General features: G+C 30.3%; 16 protein-coding genes. 10 read left to right on the top strand and 6 right to left on the bottom strand.

The window, feature by feature from the left end; all coding sequences use genetic code 11:
• The first annotated feature begins 64 nt into the window (after window positions 1-64).
• The 3 genes from ggt (at window position 65) to NAB20_RS13785 (ending at window position 3,712) form a co-directional block, all read left to right on the top strand.
• Window positions 65-1,753, top strand: coding sequence for a gamma-glutamyltransferase (gene ggt, locus NAB20_RS13795; RefSeq protein WP_375605257.1), 1,689 nt, complete (start codon window positions 65-67; stop codon window positions 1,751-1,753).
• Window positions 1,754-1,765: 12 nt separating this feature from the next.
• Complete coding sequence (locus tag NAB20_RS13790; RefSeq protein WP_088392217.1) at window positions 1,766-1,981, top strand: putative signal transducing protein; 216 nt, start codon at window positions 1,766-1,768, stop codon at window positions 1,979-1,981.
• Window positions 1,982-2,077: 96 nt separating this feature from the next.
• Entirely contained in the window at window positions 2,078-3,712 is a 1,635-nt protein-coding gene (locus tag NAB20_RS13785) for an ABC-F family ATP-binding cassette domain-containing protein (protein ID WP_127822800.1), read from the top strand.
• A gap of 445 nt (window positions 3,713-4,157) precedes the next feature.
• Here NAB20_RS13785 and NAB20_RS13780 read toward each other — a convergent pair whose 3' ends face one another.
• Entirely contained in the window at window positions 4,158-5,711 is a 1,554-nt protein-coding gene (locus NAB20_RS13780) for a VWA domain-containing protein (RefSeq protein ID WP_127822801.1), read from the bottom strand.
• Window positions 5,712-6,026: 315 nt separating this feature from the next.
• Here NAB20_RS13780 and NAB20_RS13775 point away from each other — a divergent pair, with 315 nt between their 5' ends.
• From NAB20_RS13775 to NAB20_RS13765, 3 genes are all read left to right on the top strand, one after another.
• Window positions 6,027-7,409, top strand: coding sequence for an MATE family efflux transporter (locus NAB20_RS13775; RefSeq protein ID WP_088394403.1), 1,383 nt, complete (start codon window positions 6,027-6,029; stop codon window positions 7,407-7,409).
• A 19-nt stretch (window positions 7,410-7,428) separates the two neighbouring features.
• Complete coding sequence (locus NAB20_RS13770; protein WP_088394401.1) at window positions 7,429-7,656, top strand: hypothetical protein; 228 nt, start codon at window positions 7,429-7,431, stop codon at window positions 7,654-7,656.
• A gap of 125 nt (window positions 7,657-7,781) precedes the next feature.
• A complete protein-coding gene (locus NAB20_RS13765) occupies window positions 7,782-8,777 on the top strand; it encodes a TerC/Alx family metal homeostasis membrane protein (RefSeq protein WP_088394399.1) in 996 nt (331 codons plus the stop codon).
• Window positions 8,778-9,513: 736 nt separating this feature from the next.
• On the opposite strand, the gene meaB is transcribed toward NAB20_RS13765, so the two are convergent.
• Complete coding sequence (meaB, locus tag NAB20_RS13760) at window positions 9,514-10,602, bottom strand: methylmalonyl Co-A mutase-associated GTPase MeaB (RefSeq protein ID WP_105196954.1); 1,089 nt, start codon at window positions 10,600-10,602, stop codon at window positions 9,514-9,516.
• A 107-nt stretch (window positions 10,603-10,709) separates the two neighbouring features.
• Between meaB and NAB20_RS13755 the strand changes: the two genes are divergently transcribed.
• On the top strand, window positions 10,710-11,291 hold the full coding sequence (locus NAB20_RS13755; RefSeq protein WP_164849043.1) for a Crp/Fnr family transcriptional regulator: 582 nt from the start codon (window positions 10,710-10,712) through the stop codon (window positions 11,289-11,291).
• Between the two features lie 62 nt (window positions 11,292-11,353).
• Window positions 11,354-11,587 carry a hexameric tyrosine-coordinated heme protein gene (locus tag NAB20_RS13750; RefSeq protein WP_127822804.1) on the top strand — a complete coding sequence of 78 codons (234 nt, stop codon included), beginning with the start codon at window positions 11,354-11,356 and terminating at the stop codon, window positions 11,585-11,587.
• Window positions 11,588-11,728: 141 nt separating this feature from the next.
• Here NAB20_RS13750 and NAB20_RS13745 read toward each other — a convergent pair whose 3' ends face one another.
• On the bottom strand, window positions 11,729-11,938 hold the full coding sequence (locus NAB20_RS13745) for a hypothetical protein (RefSeq protein ID WP_240668918.1): 210 nt from the start codon (window positions 11,936-11,938) through the stop codon (window positions 11,729-11,731).
• Window positions 11,939-12,151: 213 nt separating this feature from the next.
• On the opposite strand from NAB20_RS13745, the gene NAB20_RS13740 reads away from it, so the two are divergent.
• Entirely contained in the window at window positions 12,152-13,555 is a 1,404-nt protein-coding gene (locus NAB20_RS13740) for an FAD-binding oxidoreductase (protein WP_105196950.1), read from the top strand.
• A gap of 249 nt (window positions 13,556-13,804) precedes the next feature.
• On the opposite strand, the gene NAB20_RS13735 is transcribed toward NAB20_RS13740, so the two are convergent.
• Window positions 13,805-14,401: an alpha-ketoglutarate-dependent dioxygenase AlkB gene (locus NAB20_RS13735; RefSeq protein WP_127822806.1), complete on the bottom strand. Its 597-nt coding sequence runs from the start codon at window positions 14,399-14,401 to the stop codon at window positions 13,805-13,807.
• Between the two features lie 492 nt (window positions 14,402-14,893).
• On the opposite strand from NAB20_RS13735, the gene NAB20_RS13730 reads away from it, so the two are divergent.
• A complete protein-coding gene (locus tag NAB20_RS13730) occupies window positions 14,894-16,219 on the top strand; it encodes an IS110 family transposase (protein WP_127823170.1) in 1,326 nt (441 codons plus the stop codon).
• A gap of 731 nt (window positions 16,220-16,950) precedes the next feature.
• Here NAB20_RS13730 and NAB20_RS13725 read toward each other — a convergent pair.
• Window positions 16,951-17,841, bottom strand: a complete 891-nt coding sequence (locus NAB20_RS13725; RefSeq protein ID WP_088393937.1) for a DMT family transporter — start codon at window positions 17,839-17,841, stop codon at window positions 16,951-16,953.
• A 684-nt stretch (window positions 17,842-18,525) separates the two neighbouring features.
• The gene (locus NAB20_RS13720) at window positions 18,526-19,290 is read right to left on the bottom strand and encodes a hypothetical protein (protein WP_127822807.1); all 765 of its coding nucleotides are present in this window, start codon (window positions 19,288-19,290) and stop codon (window positions 18,526-18,528) included.
• Window positions 19,291-19,293 lie beyond the last annotated feature (3 nt).

Genomic DNA, 19,293 nt, shown 5'->3' with positions numbered 1-19,293 from the left:
TTTTTTTAGGAGATTTTATATTTTATAGATAACTTGTACTGAAAAATAATAAATGTTAAAAGATATGTGGAAATATAAAATGCTTTTTATACTCTTATTTCTATTCAAAGAGGGATGTTTTTATGCACAAACGGTAAAAGGAGTGGTTTCAGAGCAAGCAATGATAGTATCAGCGAGGAAAGAAGCTTCTGATATTGGTATTCAAATATTAAAAAAAGGAGGTAATGCTTTTGATGCAATGGTTGCAACTGAATTAGCATTGGCTGTTTGTTATCCGCAAGCAGGGAATATTGGTGGTGGTGGATTTATGGTATATAGGAAAGCAAATGGAAATACAGGAAGTCTTGATTATAGAGAAAAAGCACCAATAAGAGCTTATAAGGATATGTTTTTGGATAAAAACAAAGATGTAATAGAAGGATTAAGTACGAGTTCTGGTAGTGCTGTAGGGGTTCCTGGTACGATTGCGGGGGTATTAGAGGTACATAAAAAAATGGGGTCTTTGCCGTTAAAAGAAATCTTAACACCAGTTATAGAATTGGCAGAAAAAGGATTTGTAGTTACAAAAAAGAATGAAATTACCTTTGCTTCTTATAGGAATGATTTCATAAAAGTAAATGGAGCTCATAGTTTATATTCTAAAGTGTATAAAGAAGGTGATACAATAAAGCAAACACAGTTAGCAACAACTCTTAAAAAAATTCTTAAAAATGGGAAAAAAGAATTTTATGAAGGAGAAACGGCTAAAAAGATTGTAAATTTTGTTAAAAAAAGGGGAGGAATTATTTCATTAAAAGATTTAAAGGAATATTCGCCTGTTTGGAGAAAACCTATAATTGTTCAGTATAAAGATTATAGTTTGGTAACGATGGCTCCTCCTAGTAGTGGAGGGATTACATTGTCACAAATTCTTAAAATGATAGAACCTTATTCGTTAAAAGATTTTGGACATAATTCAGAAAAAGCAATTCAGATTATTGTTGAAGCGGAACGAAGGGCTTATGCTGATCGAAATTATTTTTTAGGAGATCCCGATTTTGTTAAAATTCCACAAGAAAAATTATTGAATGAAGACTATTTAAAAGGTAGAATGAGTAGTTTTTCTTTTGACAAAGCGACTCCTTCTATTGAAATAAAACACGGAGCAATTCATTTTTCTAATGAAAGTACAGAAACTACTCATTACTCTATAGTAGATGCTTTTGGGAATGCAATTGCAGCCACAACAACTTTAAATGATAATTTTGGGAGTAAACATTATTCAGATGAATTAGGATTTTTTTTCAATAATGAAATGGATGATTTTAGTATAAAATCTGGAGTTCCTAATTTATATGGACTTGTGGGAGCTAAAGCAAATGAAATTCAATCTAAAAAACGCATGTTAAGTTCTATGACTCCAACAATTATAGAAAAAGGAGGTAAATTATTTATGGTTGTAGGAACTCCAGGAGGTTCGACTATTATTACTTCGGTATTACAGACTTTTTTGAATGTTATAGAATTTGAAATGACTATGCAAGAAGCCGTTAACGCCTCTCGATTTCATCATCAATGGTTGCCTGATGAGGTTGTTTTTGAACCTTATCAGTTTTCGAATGAATTGATTAATAGTTTAAGAAAAAAGGGATATATTATTAATGAAAAACAAAATAAGATTATAGGGAAAGTAGATGCTATTTTGGTATTACCAGACGGTAAGTTTGAAGGAGGGGCTGATTATAGAGGAGATGATAAGGCTGTTGGGTTTTAGCAAAAAATAAAAATGAGTTTGATTATAGTTTTTTCTGGAAATGAAATAAGTGCCTTGGCTATAAAGGCAGAATTAGAAATAAATGGGATTTTTGTAATTTTAAAAAATGAAATTCAAGCTACGGCTATGGCTGGATTTTGGAGTCCTTATTCGGGTGTTGATGTTCTAGTGAATAAAAAAGATGTAATGCAAGCAAAATTATTAGTGGAAAAAATCATTAATTTTTGATTTTCAAATTCTTTAATTTAGTCATTAATTTTATCTTTGCACCTTCAAAAATTTAAGGAACTCTTTTAAATCCCCTTAAACTTTTAAACTTCAATTATGATTACAGTAAACGATATTGCCGTAGAGTTTGGCGGAACTACGCTTTTTAGCGATGTGACTTTTGCAATTAATGAAAATGATAAAATTGCCTTAATGGGCAAAAATGGAGCTGGAAAATCCACTTTGTTAAAAATCGTTGCAGGTGAAAACAAACCTACACGGGGGAATATTTCAGCACCTAGTGATGCTGTAATTGCATACTTGCCTCAGCATTTGTTATTAAATGATGACAGTACAGTAATGGAAGAAACCTCGAAGGCTTTTGCTTCCGTTTTAGGAATGAAAGCGGAGATAGATGAAATTAATGAACAATTAACTATTCGTACAGATTATGAAAGTGATGAGTACATGAAGTTAATTGAACGTGTTTCAGAACTTTCCGAAAAATATTATTCTATAGAAGAAGTTAATTACGAAGCAGAAGTTGAAAAAGTATTAAAAGGATTAGGTTTTGTTCGTGAAGATTTTACTCGTAAAACTTCTGAGTTTTCTGGTGGATGGCGTATGCGTATTGAGTTGGCTAAAATTTTATTAAAAAAACCGGACTTAATATTGTTAGACGAACCGACCAACCACTTGGATATGGAAAGTATTCAATGGTTAGAAGATTTCTTAGTTACTCAAGCTAAAGCAGTAATGGTTATTTCCCATGATCGCGCTTTTGTAGATAGTATTACTAATCGTACTATTGAAGTGACGATGGGTAGAATTTATGATTACAAAGCAAAATATTCTGATTATTTAGTCTTACGTCAGGATAGAAGAATTCAGCAGCAAAAGGCGTATGATGAACAACAAAAATTTATTGCTGAAAATCAAGCTTTTATAGAGCGTTTTAGAGGGACTTTTTCAAAAACAGAGCAAGTACAGTCCCGTGTACGTATGTTAGAAAAATTAGTTTTGGTAGAAGTAGATGAAGTTGATACATCCGCTTTAAAGCTAAAATTCCCACCGTCGCCACGTTCAGGGCAGTATCCTGTTGTTGTGGAAGAACTTACGAAAAAATATGATGATCATGTGGTATTTAATAATGCTAATATGGTAATTGAACGTGGTCAAAAGGTAGCATTTGTAGGAAAGAATGGAGAAGGAAAATCAACAATGATCAAAGCTATTATGAAAGAAATTAATCATGATAGTGGTAAATTAGAAATAGGACATAATGTACAAGTAGGATATTTTGCTCAAAATCAAGCGGCATTATTAGATGGTGATTTAACCATTTTTGAAACTATAGACCGAATTGCAGAAGGAGATATTCGTACCCAAATTAAAAATATTTTAGGTGCCTTTATGTTTAAAGGAGATGATATTCAGAAGAAAGTAAAAGTTCTTTCAGGTGGAGAAAAAACACGTTTAGCTATGATTAAACTTTTGTTAGAACCTGTAAATGTATTGATTCTGGATGAGCCTACCAATCATTTGGATATGAAAACTAAAGATATTATTAAGGAAGCATTAAAAGAATTTGACGGAACATTAATTTTAGTTTCCCATGATCGTGATTTCTTAGATGATTTAGTAACTAAAGTGTTTGAATTTGGCAATAAAAGAGTTCGAGAACATTTTGAAGATATTAAAGGTTTCTTGGCTTTCAAGAAAATGGAAAATCTAAAGGAAATCGAGAAATAAAATGATCATAAAGCAAAAAGAGGCTCTTTTCAATTTTAGAAAGAGCCTTTTTTTTATGTGAGCCAAAACCAATCCTAATAAAAAAAGGTGTACTAAAGTTACCAATTTGGTCATAGGAAGAAATTATATAGTACTGATAACATTATATTTTTTCTGTTGTTTAATCCAGATTACGCATTAGACTTCGTTGTGAAACAAAAATTTTCAATAAATTCAAGTGCTCACGGAAAATTTTAGAAGAAGAAATAGTGAACTATTTTGATGATTAAAATTTGAGTACGTGCTTAAATTTGAAGAAAAATAAAGTGGAATAGATTTACTTCGTCTATTCGCTACGCTCGGGTCTAATGCATAATCTGGATTTAAGTTAAATAGCTATTTTTTAGAACACCCATTTTATCATAATGCTAAATATTAAATAATTATAAGTATTTTACAAAAATGATTACAATTGAGCACTTTTAATAAGTCGAATAAATTCAGTTTTATAACCTTCTGAGTCGTTATGTACCCCCTTATTAGCGAGCTCTATAATATCTTCCGTCTTTTTGTTTTCAATATATTTCGAGTCTCTTAATTTCATGCCAAACCACGCCACAGAGGAAGCAAATTTAAAATCAGAACTAGCAAATTTTAAAGGGTTGTTTAAATTTTTAATGGTTTGTATCATTTCAATACTTCTTTCTCCTTCTGGTTTTTTATATCGAAACTTGATTGTAGCTAATTCAAGAGACGTAGAATTGTGTTGAGATTCTTTTGATGTGTATTTTAGCTTTGTAGGAGAATAAGAACTTTCAACTCCTGTTGGGATAATTTCATACAAAGCAGTAACTGTATGACCACTTCCTAATTCTCCTGCATCAATAGCGTCATTTTTAAAATCTTCGTCGTTTAGTTTTCTGTTTTCATATCCAATTAAACGGTAGGATTGTACTTGAGAGGGATTAAATTCAATTTGAATTTTAACATCTTTAGCAATGGTAAACATAGAGCCATTGAACTCTTTGCCTAAAAATCGAGTGGCTTCCTGCATGTTGTCTATATAAGCATAGTTTCCGTTGCCTTTGTTTGCAAGGGTTTCCATTTTACTATCTTTATAATTGTTCATGCCGTATCCTAGACAAGTTAAAAAGATGCCAGTTTTACGTTTCTGTTCTATTAAATGTTCCATTTCTTTATCGGTTGAAGCCCCGATATTAAAGTCTCCATCTGTTGCTAAAATAATTCGGTTATTACCTTCTTTGATAAAGTTTTCTTCCGCAATTTTATATGCCAATTCTATTCCTTCTCCACCAGCGGTACTGCCGCCAGCAGTTAAGCCATCAAGAGCATCTATTATTTTGTTTTTCTCATTTCCTGAAGTAGGAGGAAGAATCATACCTGCTGCTCCTGCATATACAACTATAGAAACTTTGTCTTCAGAACGTAATTCCTTTGTGAGAACCTTCATAGATTCTTTTAGTAAAGGAAGTTTGTTTTCTTCTTCCATAGATCCAGAAACATCTATAAGAAAAACAATATTAGAAGCAGGAAGATTGTTTTTATCCATCTTTTTTCCTTGAAGACCAATTTTTAATAATTTATGTTTGGAATTCCAAGGACATTCACTATATTCTGTATTAATAGAAAAGGGGTGATTATCATTCGGTTGTGGATAAGTATAAGAAAAATAATTGATCATTTCTTCTAGACGTATAGCATCTTTCGGAATCTTTTGACCGTTATTGATAAAACGACGGATGTTGGTATAAGAAGCATTATCAACATCAATCGAAAATGTAGACAAGGGAGTTATATTTGTGTTTTCAAATTTGTTTTCTTCTATTTCTGCATAACTTTCCTGATTAGTGTATTCTGGATCGCTTGTTTCAGGATTTTCCGGCATTAGATTGTTAATTTCTACCTCGTTAGCTATTTCTTCATTAGTCGTGTTAGAAGATTGTTTGCAAGCAGTAAAAGATAATGCTAGTAGGGATAGTGTTAGAAATGTTTTTTTCATGTAAATAGCGGTTATTAATTAAGTTTTTTCTTATTATTTATAGCAAATTATGTGCCTCATTTATTTATATTGAAATTGTTGATTGAAATTGTCGATTGAAATTGTCGATTGAAATTGTCGATTGAAATTGTCATTGAAATTGTCATTGAAATTGTCATTGAAATTGTCGATTGAAATTGTCGATTGAAATTGTCATTGAAATTGTCATTGAAATTGTCATTGAAATTGTCATTGAAATTGTCATTGAAATTGTCATTGAAATTGTCATTGAAATTGTCATTGAAATTGTCATTGAATAAATTATCTTTGCAGACTATGAAGCTTTCGACTTATACTCAAGAATTTAAAGAAAACATACGATTAGCATATCCAATTGTTTTAGGCATGTTAGGGCATACCTTAGTTTCTATAGTTGATAACATAATGGTAGGAAAACTGGGAGCAAAGGAACTTGCGGCAGTTTCTTTAGCGAATAGTTTTGTATTTATAGGAATGTCATTAGGATTAGGATTTTCAACAGCTATAACACCCTTAGTTGCAGAAGCGGATGGAGAGAATAGTTTAATAAAAGGACGTAGTGTTTTTCATCACGGATTATTGCTTTGTACAGTATTAGGAATTACCTTATTTGCTATTATATATTTAACTAAGCCTTTGATTGTATATATGGGACAACCAGAAGAAGTAGTTGAACTAGCCAAACCATTTTTAGACTTAGTTGCATTTTCATTAATTCCGTTAATTATTTTTCAAGGATATAAGCAATTTGCCGATGGTAAAAGTGAAACAAAGTATGGTATGTGGGCTAATTTGCTTTGTAATGTCATACACTTGTTTTTTAATATAGTATTGATTTATGGCATTTGGATTTTTCCAAAAATGGGAATGTTAGGAGCAGCAGTTGGAACTGTTTTATCAAGGGTAATAATGGTGATTTATATTCATTTTGCTTTAAGATCAAGAAAAAAATTTAAACCTTATTTTGAAGGATTTACTATTAAAAGTATAGGGAAATCAATGACAAAAAAAATAGTTGATCTAGGACTTCCTTCCGCTATGCAAATGTTTTTTGAAGTAGCGCTGTTTACAGGAGCTATTTGGTTGTGCGGAAGTATTGGTACAACTAGCCAAGCAGCTAATCAAATAGCTCTAACTTTAGCAACTTTTACCTTTATGTTTGTTTCTGGTTTAGGGGTTGCGGGTATGATACGTATAGGGAATCAGAAGGGGATACAAGATTATAAAAAATTACAAGTTATTGCACGCTCTATTTTTTTATTAGCAATATTAATTCAAGGAATTTTTGCAATTCTTTTTATAGTGACAAATAATTGGTTACCTGAATTATTTATAGATTCCAAAAATACATTAGCTTTAAGAGATAGTACAGAGGTAGCTACAATAGCATCTAATTTGATTTTAGTTGCGGCTGTTTTTCAAATTTTTGATGGAATACAAGTTACCGTACTTGGTGCTCTAAGAGGAATACAAGATGTAAAAGTACCAATGTATCTTACATTTGTTGCATACTGGATTATAGGTTTTCCTATATCTATTTATTTAGGTTTATTTACTTTCTTAAAAGCTATTGGGGTTTGGATTGGATTGTTATCAGGACTTATTGCAGCCGCATTGCTTTTGTTTTATAGATTTGAAAAATTGTCTAAACGTATGATTTTCCAAAATAGCACAAATTAATATTAAAAATTATTATAAAATGACATTACCAAAATTTGTTTTAGCAGATAATTCTGATTTTCCAGATGATATTTTTATTATTCATCTAGAATTTCCTCGTTTTTTAATTAATTTAAAAGATGATTCAATTGAATTTATAGAAGAGTTAGATGATGAAGATGAATCTGAAATAGAAAGAGAAATGGAATATTTAATTACTTTAGCAGGAGAATTTTACGATCGAGAAATGGAAAGATATGAAGAATAAAAATTCATAATCTATTATATCTTTAATCCCGATAAGTGATGATTTATCGGGATGTTAATTTTTGGGTTTTATGAAAATGACATTTAGTGAATTAAAATAAGTTAGTAGATAGTAAAAAAAAAGATATGAATGAACATCCAATTTTTGAAGAACATCCTTGGTTAATTTTAACATTTGCAATTATAGTTTTGTTTATGTTGTTATTAGATTTAGGAATCTTTAATAAAAAAAGTCACGAAGTTTCTAGTAAAGAAGCTGCAACTTGGTCATTTGTCTGGATTGCTTTAGCAATGGGATTTAGTGGATTATTATATCATTTTGCAGGAGCTATTAAATTTTATGAGTTCCAGTCAGCGTATTGGATTGAAAAGGCTCTTTCGGTAGATAATCTTTTTGTTTTTATTATGGTTTTTAAATTTTTTGAAGTAGCCAACGAAAATAAACATAAAGTACTGTTCTGGGGAATTATAGGAGCTCTTGTTTTAAGAGCAATTTTTATATTTTCAGGGGCTTTTTTGATAGAATTAACCTATTTGAATAAAATTTTAGGATTAATAGGTTTTTCGGGATTTAAATATGATATTAACTTAGTGATGACTCTTTTCGGATTATTCCTGATTTATGCAGGAATTAAATCTTGGTTTAGTAATGATGAAGATCAGGATCAGGATTACAACAATACTAAGGGAGCAAAATTAGTACGTAGAATTTTTAATGTAAGTGATAATTATGATGGAAATAAATTTTTTACAGTTGAAAATGGTAAAAAAATAGCAACGCCTTTGTTAGTTGTAGTGACAGTTATTGAATTTACAGACCTGTTATTTGCCGTTGATTCTATCCCCGCTATTTTTGCTATTTCAAGAGATCCGTTAGTTCTATATACATCTAATATTTTTGCTATATTGGGATTACGAGCTCTATTTTTTTTACTAGATAATTTTATTCATTTATTTCACAAACTTCCTTACGGGTTAGCTATTATTTTAACCTTTATAGGGATAAAAATGATTATAGCTCCTTTTTATCACGTAGATTCTGTAATATCACTCATAATAATAGGCGCTGTTTTAGTACTGTCTGTGTTTTTGTCAATTGTTTTTCCTGAATCTAAAGAATAATGTATTTTATATAATTTAATATGCTACGATATTATGCTGAAAAAAATCTTATCTAGGTATATTTAAAAATAAAAGATATTGATAAAATAAAGGTTTAAGACCTTCTCACTTCTGAATTTAATCCTTGTTTTTAAAGATTTTGTTCTAAAAACAAGGGTTAATATTTTTAATACATTTTATATAGCTACTATTTCAAGAAATAAAAAGTTAAACCCAGATTCCGCATTAAACTTCGTTGTAAAAAAAAAATAAAATCAAATTCTCACATAAAACTTTAGAAAAAGAGAATTATCTTTTGATGAAAGAAATTAGAAAACGTGCTTGAATTGGAAGAAAATGAAATTTATACCATTTTAGTTTTGAAATTACCTAAACCAAAACGGACTACAAAATACACGAATCAAGAAATATTACACGATATTATTACAGTAAATTTGAACCTTAAAGATAGTATTATATATAAAAATGACGTTGAATCTAAAAAAATGTTCATTTTTATTTCGACCAAAGTAAGATTCGAAAGTGAATGGGTAGAATTATATAATCATATAACATTGAAAATTTAACTTCTTCTGTCGAAGAAACAAACTATATGTTAAGTTGTTGTTTTTTAGATGTCTGTATCTGTAAAAAAAAACAATTTATTATATCTTCTTCTTTGCCTTTGTACTTGATTACAAATTTTATTATGTAATCTAGGTTTAAAATGATTCAGGTCATAAGAAAGAAATAGTTTTTATTTGTTTTTAAAGTAATTGTCTAGTAATTTTTGTGCAGAAACAAATGGAGAACTTTGGTTGTTTTGTATGGCCATTTTTTCAATTTCTAAAAGAGAGGAGATGGTAGGGTGATTAAAAAAATGACTTTTTAATTGCTCGTTTATACTTTCTAAAAGCCAGTATTCACTCTGATTGTTTCTTTTGCTATCGAAATAACCATTTTCTTTTGTTATTGAAACATATTCTTCAATAGTTTGCCATATAGAGTCAATTCCCTTTTTTTCTAGAGCACTGCAAGTTGTGACTTTTGGAATCCAACCTGATTTTTTTTCAGGAAATAAATGTAAGGCTCTGTTGAATGCTGTTTTAGCAAGTTTCGCCTTGGTTGTATTATCACCATCCGCTTTATTAATTACTAATAAATCAGCCATTTCCATAATACCTCTTTTTATACCTTGTAGTTCGTCTCCAGCCCCTGCTAAATTCAATAATAAAAAAAAGTCAGTCATACTATGTACAGCTGTTTCACTTTGTCCTACTCCAACTGTTTCTACAAGTATTATATTAAAACCGCAAGCTTCACATAGTACAATGCTTTCTCTTGTTTTTCTAGCTACACCTCCCAAGCTTTCCCCTGAAGCACTAGGCCGAATATAGGCATATTCATCCTTTACCAACTCTTCCATACGTGTTTTGTCACCTAAAATACTTCCATGACTAATACTAGAACTTGGATCGATAGCTAATACAGCTACTTTTTTTCCTAATGAGGTTAATAGTTTTCCAAAGGCTTCTATAAAAGTACTTTTACCTACTCCAGGTACACCAGTAATGCCAATTCTGATAGATTTATTACTATGAGGTAGACAATTTTGGATAATTATGTTGGCTTTTTCTTGGTGTATACTATTTGTGCTTTCAACTAGTGTTATGGCTCTACTAAGCGCTGTTTTATCTCCTTTAAGGATGCTTTCTGTAATTATTTCAGGTGTAAGGTTTTTATTCCTGTGCTCTTTTATTTGCTTGATTGCTTCTGGATTAATACTTTCAGGTTGTTTGATGCCTTCATTTTCTTTTAGAGCGGACTTTTTTCTGTAAGTATTCAATGGATCTGGTTTTTTAGTAAAGATAATTATTTTTTGTAATAATAATGATTTATCTTTAGAATGTAGATTTTAAAAATTCCTATTATTTTATTGAAATGTATTTTATCATGAATGAAAAAATATTAGATATTGATTGCCAATCAGTTGAAATGCTTTTTAGTTTGGAAGCATTTCAAAAAAGAATAATGATAAAAAAATTTGAAGTAGGAGATTATTTAGTTTCTCAAGGAGATTCTTTTTTGTATTTGCCTATTGTGAAATCAGGAGTAGTGAGGTTGGATTGTACTTCTATTTCGAAAGATGTTTTGTTAGATTATGTAGTTGCAGGGGAGGCATGTATGGTTAGTTTTTCTCATTATAATATAATGGATAAGTTATTGTTCACCGCTCAAGCTTTAACGAAAGTAGAAGCTTGGTTGTTGCCAAAAGTGGTGGTAGAAGAATTGTTGGAAAAAGATAAAAGATTTATAGACTATATAGTAAATAGATTATCTTTTGAATTTCAAAATATACTTCAATTATATATAGGCTTGCAAAATGATGATCTAGATAAACGATTAGAACGATATTTGAAAAAATATAGCACGAAATTAGAGTCAAACGGTATTAAGTTAACTCATCAGCAAATTGCCACGGATTTAGGGGTTAGTAGGGAAAGTATTTCAAGAATTATGTCTAAAAAAAGTTGAGTTGTGATCTAGATCACAACGAGTTTAGTATTATGAAAATACTTTTGCTTAAAAAATATTTTATGGACGTTTTAATACCTAATAATTCTTTGATTACGGCCACTCCTGAAGAAGGGAGATTGTTGGCTGTAAAAATGGCTAGATTAATTATTAAATATACACAGCCTGATGCTTCAGTTCGCGAAAAACTAAGACCAGTTTATGCAGAAGATCCAGCTATGTTAATAGCGATTGGTCAGACTGTAGCGCTAGAATTTGCTACTATAGCAAAAGCTAATAATTATTGGAAAAAATAAATGTGTTAATTTTTTGTTTTTTAAAGGCTGTTCAGCTGATTTGCTACTTTGTTCTAGGGGTCAGATAATCTTTAGCTATTTTATGATAGTTAAAAATTGAGAATAAAGAGTAAATTCTATCGGACAGCCTTTTGCTTAAAATTAAAATTTGATAAGTAGATTTCTGTTATAGGCAGTATTGTTTTTAATGGTTTTTAAATGTGGTTTGTCCTTTGTGAAGTTAACAAACCATTTTGCTAATTCATCAATTTCGGATGAAATAAGAATTTTGATAGATTGATTTAACTCCTTGTTAAATTGTTCAGGATTTAAACTTGCTTTTTCTAACTTTCTTTGAATGTAGATTGACATCGTACTCATAGGCTAATAATAATTTATATTTGGGTTAATAAAATTAATAAAAAATATTTTATTAAACAAATAAAAAAAATATTTTATAAAATAATTTTAAAATTGAGATTTTGAAATATTTGAACTTTTTGTTTTTAACAAATTATAGTTAATAAGAAAAAAGATAAAATGAATTAAATATGTTTAATTTTACATAAACAAAACTCAAATGATATGTCTGTTTCAAAAGAATTAATTCAAAAATTAATAACTGTTGTTGGTGAATCGTATGTTTTTACGGATATTGAAACACGAAATAACTATGGACATGATGAAACAGAAGATTTTTGTTTTCCTCCAAGTGTTGTGGTAAAACCAGGTTGTACAGAAGAAGTTGCAGCTGTTGTTAAATTAGCAAATGATTTTTATACAGCTGTAGTGCCTATAGGAGGACAAACAGGATTGAGTGGAGGGGCTTTGTCTGTTTTAGAAGGAATCGGACTTTCTACAGAACGATTGAATAAAATTATTGAAATAGACGAAAAAAACCTTCAGGTTATCACAGAACCAGGCGTTATAACACAAGTATTACGTGAAAAGGTAGCAGAAAAAGATCTTTTCTATCCTGTAGATCCAAGTAGCATGGGAAGTTGCTTCATAGGAGGGAATATAGCAGAAAATTCAGGAGGAGCTAGAGCTGTTAAATATGGATTAACGAAGGATTATGTACTCAATTTAGAAGTAGTCTTACCTACGGGGGAAATTATTTGGACAGGAGCCAATACACTAAAAAATTCGACAGGTTATAATCTAACCCAATTAATTATCGGTAGTGAAGGTACATTAGGGATTGTTACCAAAGCAGTGCTAAAATTGTTGCCTAAAGTATCGTTTAATATTTTAATGTTAGTTCCTTTTTATAAGGCAGATCAAGCTTGTGAAGCCGTTTCAGCTATTTTTAGAGCAGGTGTAGTACCTAGTGCCTTAGAATTTATGGAACGTGATGCTATTGATTGGAGCTTGAAATATATAGAAGGAATAGCTATTGATGTTCAACCAGATCATCAAGCTCATTTATTGATTGAAGTAGACGGAAATTATCCTGAAATTTTAATGTTAGAGGCTGAAAAAATAATGAATGTTTTAGAAAAATTTCAAATTGATGAAATTCTTTTCGCCGATACTGAGGATCAAAAGAGTGCCTTGTGGAAGATGAGACGAGGTGTTGCAGAAGCTGTAAAAGCAAATTCAATCTATAAAGAAGAAGATACTGTCGTTCCTCGATATGAATTACCCAAATTATTAACAGGAATCAAATCAATCGGTGCTCGATACGGTTTTCAATCAGTTTGTTATGGACATGCTGGAGATGGTAATTTGCATGTAAACATTATAAAAGGAAATCTAACAGATAAACAATGGAGTGAAGAGGTGCCAAAAGGAATTCGGGAAATTTTTGAGTTAACTCTTTCTTTAAAAGGAACCTTGTCTGGAGAACATGGGATTGGCTGGGTACAGAAAAATTACATGGATATAGCTTTTTCAAAGGTGCATTTAGAGTTAATGGAACAAATTAAGTATATTTTTGATCCTAATAATATTATGAATCCAGGAAAAATTTTACCAGACAAATTTTAGTTTAAATCTATTTCTCCTTTGTAAAAATCGTTAGTTTTATTAGATTTTTTAGGTGTTAGACTTCGCTAATAATCAATAAGGATTAAATAGTGTGCGTGATAAGGCAATTTAAAAAGAAAAATAAAAAATGTTTTGCTTTTTTGTAAGTATTTTGTTTTAAATAGTTTATGAAACGTTTTAATGTAGAAATTGAATCAAAAAAGAGAATTGCTAAAAATGTAAAATAAAAAAGATTTCTTTAAATCAGAATTATTTAATGACTCTAAACGTTAAATTTATTCTGGGGCCTATGTCTCTTTGCGTTTTAGGTATTTGGTGTTTCCAAAAATGTTGTATTGCACCTTGCATGATTAGTAAGCTTCCATGTTGTAAGTTTATATTTTGCTTAGCCCTTTCAATAGTATTGTGTTTAAGTTGAAAATTTCTTTCAGCCCCAAAACTAACAGAAGCGATAAGAGGGTTTCTCCCTAATTCTTTTTCGTTATCAGCATGCCATCCCATGCTATCCTGACCATTCCGATAATTGTTTAATAGAACCGTTGTAAAATGGGTGTTACAAACTTGTTCAATTTCATTTTTAATATGAGTTAATAAAGGAGTCCATTGATGAGGGTGCATTATGATGTTAGAATATCCATAGGGTTTTCCTTCATTACCAAATAAAGCTGTTAATCGTGGCTGAAAATGCTCTTTTCCATAAACGTTTATTTTATCCTGTTGCCATGGGATTTCGGATTGTAATTTTTGAAAAAGAATATTTGCTTTTTCTAGTGAAAAAAAAGCAGGATAATAAATAAGCTCTGCATCAGGAAGCTTAAATTTTATTATTTCATCAGGAAATAGCATTTTGTTAGTTGGTTTTTATTAAAAGATAGAAACAAAAAATAAATTTACAAAGTTTTATCTAATTATTACTTTATTATTCTATATAAAATGGATTAAAACGGAAATAAATTATAGAATTATTTAAATAGTACAACCAGATAAATTGAATAAAGTACAGGTTAGATGATAGACTTTATGTTGAAGATGAAAAGAAGAAACAAGATGAAAAAATGTATATTTTTAGATCCAAAGTTATTTTGATCTATGATAAAACTTTAACCCAGATTTCAAGAAAGTATTGTTCTTTGACAAATGAGAGCTAACTTGCACTTGCGAGCAAAGCCTATGTATAAAATGGTGAATTTATCCCCTCCCAGATTTTGGCTGAAATGTAAAAAGGCTTCCATTTGGAAGCCCTTTGAGACAATCAATGATGAAACACCATGTTATCTCGTATAGAATAATTTAAGCAAAGATATTACATTTCCTCGCATTTTAATAAAAAGATATTTTATGAAAAGTTTCGAAAAAATGCAAATTGTAAATCCCAATGCTGCAGGAATTGATGTTGGGTCACGTTCTCATTTTGTAGCCATAGGACAGGATGAAAATCAAATTAGAGAATTTAATGTTTATCAATCAGGATTATGCGCTTTGGTAGCTTATCTTCAAGAGAACAAGATTCGTAGTGTTGCTTTGGAGTCCACAGGGAGTTATTGGCAATCATTGTTTATGATCTTGCAGGGAAATGGTTTTGAAGTTCTTTTGGTTCAAGGGACTCAAACAAAAAACCTTAAAGCAAAGACAGATGTGAAAGATGCACAATGGATACAGAAACTTCATTCTTTAGGGCTATTACGAGGTTCTTTTTTGCCCTCTGAAACCACTTTGCAGATAAGAACACTTCATAGACATCGTTCTAGTTTGATTGAACAAAGTTCAAGCTTTGTAAACAAAATGCAAAAAGCATTACGTTTAATGAACTTCAGACTCGACGTTGTGATAAGTGACATCACAGGAGTTTCTGGAATAAGAGTAATTGAGATGATACTATCAGGTGAAACTTCAGGTGAAAAATTAGCTGAATATTGCGACAAACGAGTTAAAAAAAGCAAAGAAGAAATAGCCGACGCTTTGCAAGGTAAAATAAACAATGAATACCTACATGAGCTTTCCGATTGTTATGATATTTACAGACTTATTCAAGATAAAATAAAAAACACCGATACTCGTATTGATCAAGTGCTGAAAAATCAAACCAGAGAAATTGTTTTATCAGAAGATATCGAATTGGTAAAGAAACAGAATAAAGGGAAAAACCAACCCAAATTTGATGTACAGAAATATAGTTTAAAACTTTTTGGAGTAGATCTCTTTGCTATAGAATCAGTTTGCTCAGGAACCGTTACTAGTTTTTTAGCCGAAATAGGCACCGATATATATAAATTCAAGACCTCCAAGCAATTTGTGAATTGGCTCAGGTTAGCTCCAAATAATAAAATTAGTGGAGGTAAGGTTTTGAGTAGCAGAACTCCAAAAGGGAAAAATAAATTTGCATTGACATTAAGAAATGCGGCAAATACAATTGAAAGAAAAAAAGAAGGTTACCTCGTTATGTTCTTTAAAAGGATTTCTTTTAAAAAAGGAAGAGGTGCTGCAATTACAGCAACAGCAAGAAAAATAGCAGTTATAATTTGGAATATGATAGTCAAAAAACAACATTATATACCAATAAATACAGACCAATATATTCAAGAAATGAAGAATAAAAAAACGATACAAATTAAAAAAATGATTAAAAAATACGGAATCGAAACTACTTCTTTATCAATTCCTTAAATTAAGTTAGATAGAATTAGTATTAAACTTTGTTATGAGGCAAAAAAAACAATAAATTCAAAGTGCTCACGTAAAATTTTGGAAGAAGAAATAGAAAACTATTTTGATGGTCAAAATGGAAGTATGTGCTTGAATTAGAAGAAAAATAAAGAAGAATAGATTTGCTTTGCTAATTCACTTCGTTCGAGTCTAATGTAGAATTTGGCTTTAAAAGCTAATCTAAGGTGAAAATTAAAAAAGACTGTTCGAAATTTAAAAATCAATTTACCTTTTGTCATCCTATGTTTGTCTAGGTAAGTTCTTTGAATATTTATAAATTTATTTCAACAGAAGAAAGAGAAAGATAAAAGCTAAATTTTGTCATTGATCAAAAGACTGTTCGCAAAGCTAGTTCCTTTCTCTCTCTGCTTTTGAACTTGGACAGTTCATCCCGACAAAAGGAGAAATCACACAATATTCCTTATGAGATTTCTCCTATATTAGTCGAAAGACAAGATTGTGAACTTTTACGTCAACCTTTTTAAGCCCAGATTCCGCATTAAATTTCGTTGTGAAACAAGATTTTTCAATAAATTCAAGTGCTCATGGAAAATTTTAGAAGATGAAATAGTCCACTATTTCGATGAATAAAATTGGAGTACGTGCTTAAATTTGAAAAAAAATAAAGTGGAATAGATTTCTAATGCTGAATTTAGGTTAAAATGAATGAAATTAAATATAGAAAAGTAGTATCATTTTTTACTACTTATATTCATTATTACAATTGCTAATATGATGAGTCCTATTCCTAACCATTGAGATAAAACAACGGTTTCGTTTAATATAATAAATGCCATCATAACCGAAACAGGCAATTCTAAGGAAGAAACAATACTTCCTAATCCAATTCCAGTATGAGGAAATCCTGCGTTCATTAGGATAGGAGGGATAATTGTGCCAAATAAAGCTAAAAAGACACCCCATTTAGTAAAAATAGCCATGTTGAAAGGTGTTACTTGTGTAGCTATAGAAAAACCAAAAACAATAATAGCACCTCCTAAAAGCATGTATAGGCTACGTTGTGCAGACGATATTCCTACAGCAATTCTATTGGCTGTAAACATAGTAGTAGTAAAAGAAGCAGCAGCTAAAAGTCCCCACATGATACCTCTCCAATCTAAATTAATTGATTTACTAAATAAGTTGGTAGCTAAAGCTGTTCCTACTAAAACGATTGTAACGGAAATTATTTTTTGCATAGAAGGGGCTTTTTTATCTAAAAACCATTCTAGTAATACTCCCATCCAAACGGTTTGCATTAACAAAACAATCCCTATAGAAACGGGAATATATCTTACAGCTAAGTAATAAAAAACACTCGTCATACCAAGTGAGGTCCCCGCTAACATTAAGTGCAAAATATTAGCAGAGCTTGCTTTTATAACTTCTTCCTTCTTTTTGAATTTTTGGAAAGCATTTATTAAAAGCATACCTAAAATTCCATATATAAACTGTGAGGACGTAACCTCTGCTGTAGTAAAGTTTTCTTTATAAGCTAACTTTACAAAAGTAGCTAACATTCCGTAGCTAGTTGCTCCTAATCCTACTAGAAAGACTCCTTTTAAAATACTATTCTTCAACATTTTTTTAAAAATTAAGGGCGGCAAATATACAACAACTAAAATGTTAAATATTAAAATCTATTAGTTTTTTTTGAAAAAATAGAGCCGAAGTGAAACGTTTTTATTTTGTAGGATTAATAAAAAAGTCTATTAGGCAGAAAAAGTTAGTTAAGGCATTGTTTCTTATACCTATTTGACTTGTATTATTTAGCCCATATCCGTATTAGACTTTGTTGTGAAGATGAAAACGAAAAAAATAATAAGGCATGGGAATTTTTTCTTGCAGATATGGAGACAAAAGTGATAGTTCAATGCGTGGTTTGTTACTTAGATAAAAGAGAGAAGTAACATTATCAATATTATGTCATTTATAGAATAGTAGAAATAATAAGATTACGGACCTTTGATACAACTACTTTTGAAACTATTTCAATATTTAAATTTCCATTATCAAGATTAACGAGGGATCTTTATATGCTAATCTAGAAACTAATAGAATAGGTGTTTCAAAATTTCTAAAGAAAAATAAGATGTAAAAAGCAAAGAACTTCAAGGTTTTAGAGAAAACCTTGAAGCAAATTAAAGATATTGAAACTTTGAGTTTTTTTGATATTTAATTTAAAATTAAGCACCTTGCATAAAACAAATTTTAGAATCTCTAATAGAAAAAATGATTATCCAAATGAGTACTTAAAATGGAAGAATTTATCGTTTATGATTTTTCCTACCCATATTATATGGTATCCTTTTTGGTTTCATAAATGAAGCCTTATTTTTTTTTCTAGAAAGATATTTTACATGTAATTTTCTAGCAGGTGTTTTTATTCGGTGAAAATAACCTCTATGTTTATAAATGTGAGTGATAAATAATGCGTGATTGATAGGGCGCCAAGGTTTCCACCAACGAGGAAACAATGACCAGCGTACAGGTGACACCCAAACACGATAACCTGGAGCATAAATGAATCGAATACAAGGCCATGTCCAAACATTTATCATGATTCGTGTTATAATACTCTCCCCAACGGAAGGACCTTTATCGCTCATTATTTTTTCAGATATATCATAAGGTTCAACAATTGTATTTTTATCAAACAAATCTTCATCCCCTATAATTTGAATATACACCTCGTCATTTCCTACTTTTTCAATATTTAAAGTGGCAATATCTTGTTTTTCGGAATCACCTACTAATGCACTTAAAATAATAATATGATCAGAATCGTCTATTATATCTTCAACAGTAATGTAATCTGTTGTTCCATCATTATTCAAATCAAGATTGTTTACATTGTTATTTTCTTCATTTATAGCTTTCTCAAACTCCTCTAATGAAGCTGCGTTTTTAAAGATGGCTAAAGCGCCTTCTAAATTAAAGTTTTCCTGATTTGTTTCCTTTACCTCCATATTTTGAGCATATTTTGGAGTCAAAAAGAAAAAGGTTAAAAATATAAAGAGAAATTTTTTCATGAT

Origin of the sequence: Flavobacterium davisii, from assembly GCF_042182265.1 — a bacterium.
Classification (GTDB): domain Bacteria; phylum Bacteroidota; class Bacteroidia; order Flavobacteriales; family Flavobacteriaceae; genus Flavobacterium; species Flavobacterium davisii.
This window is presented reverse-complemented; position numbering and strand designations above follow the sequence as displayed.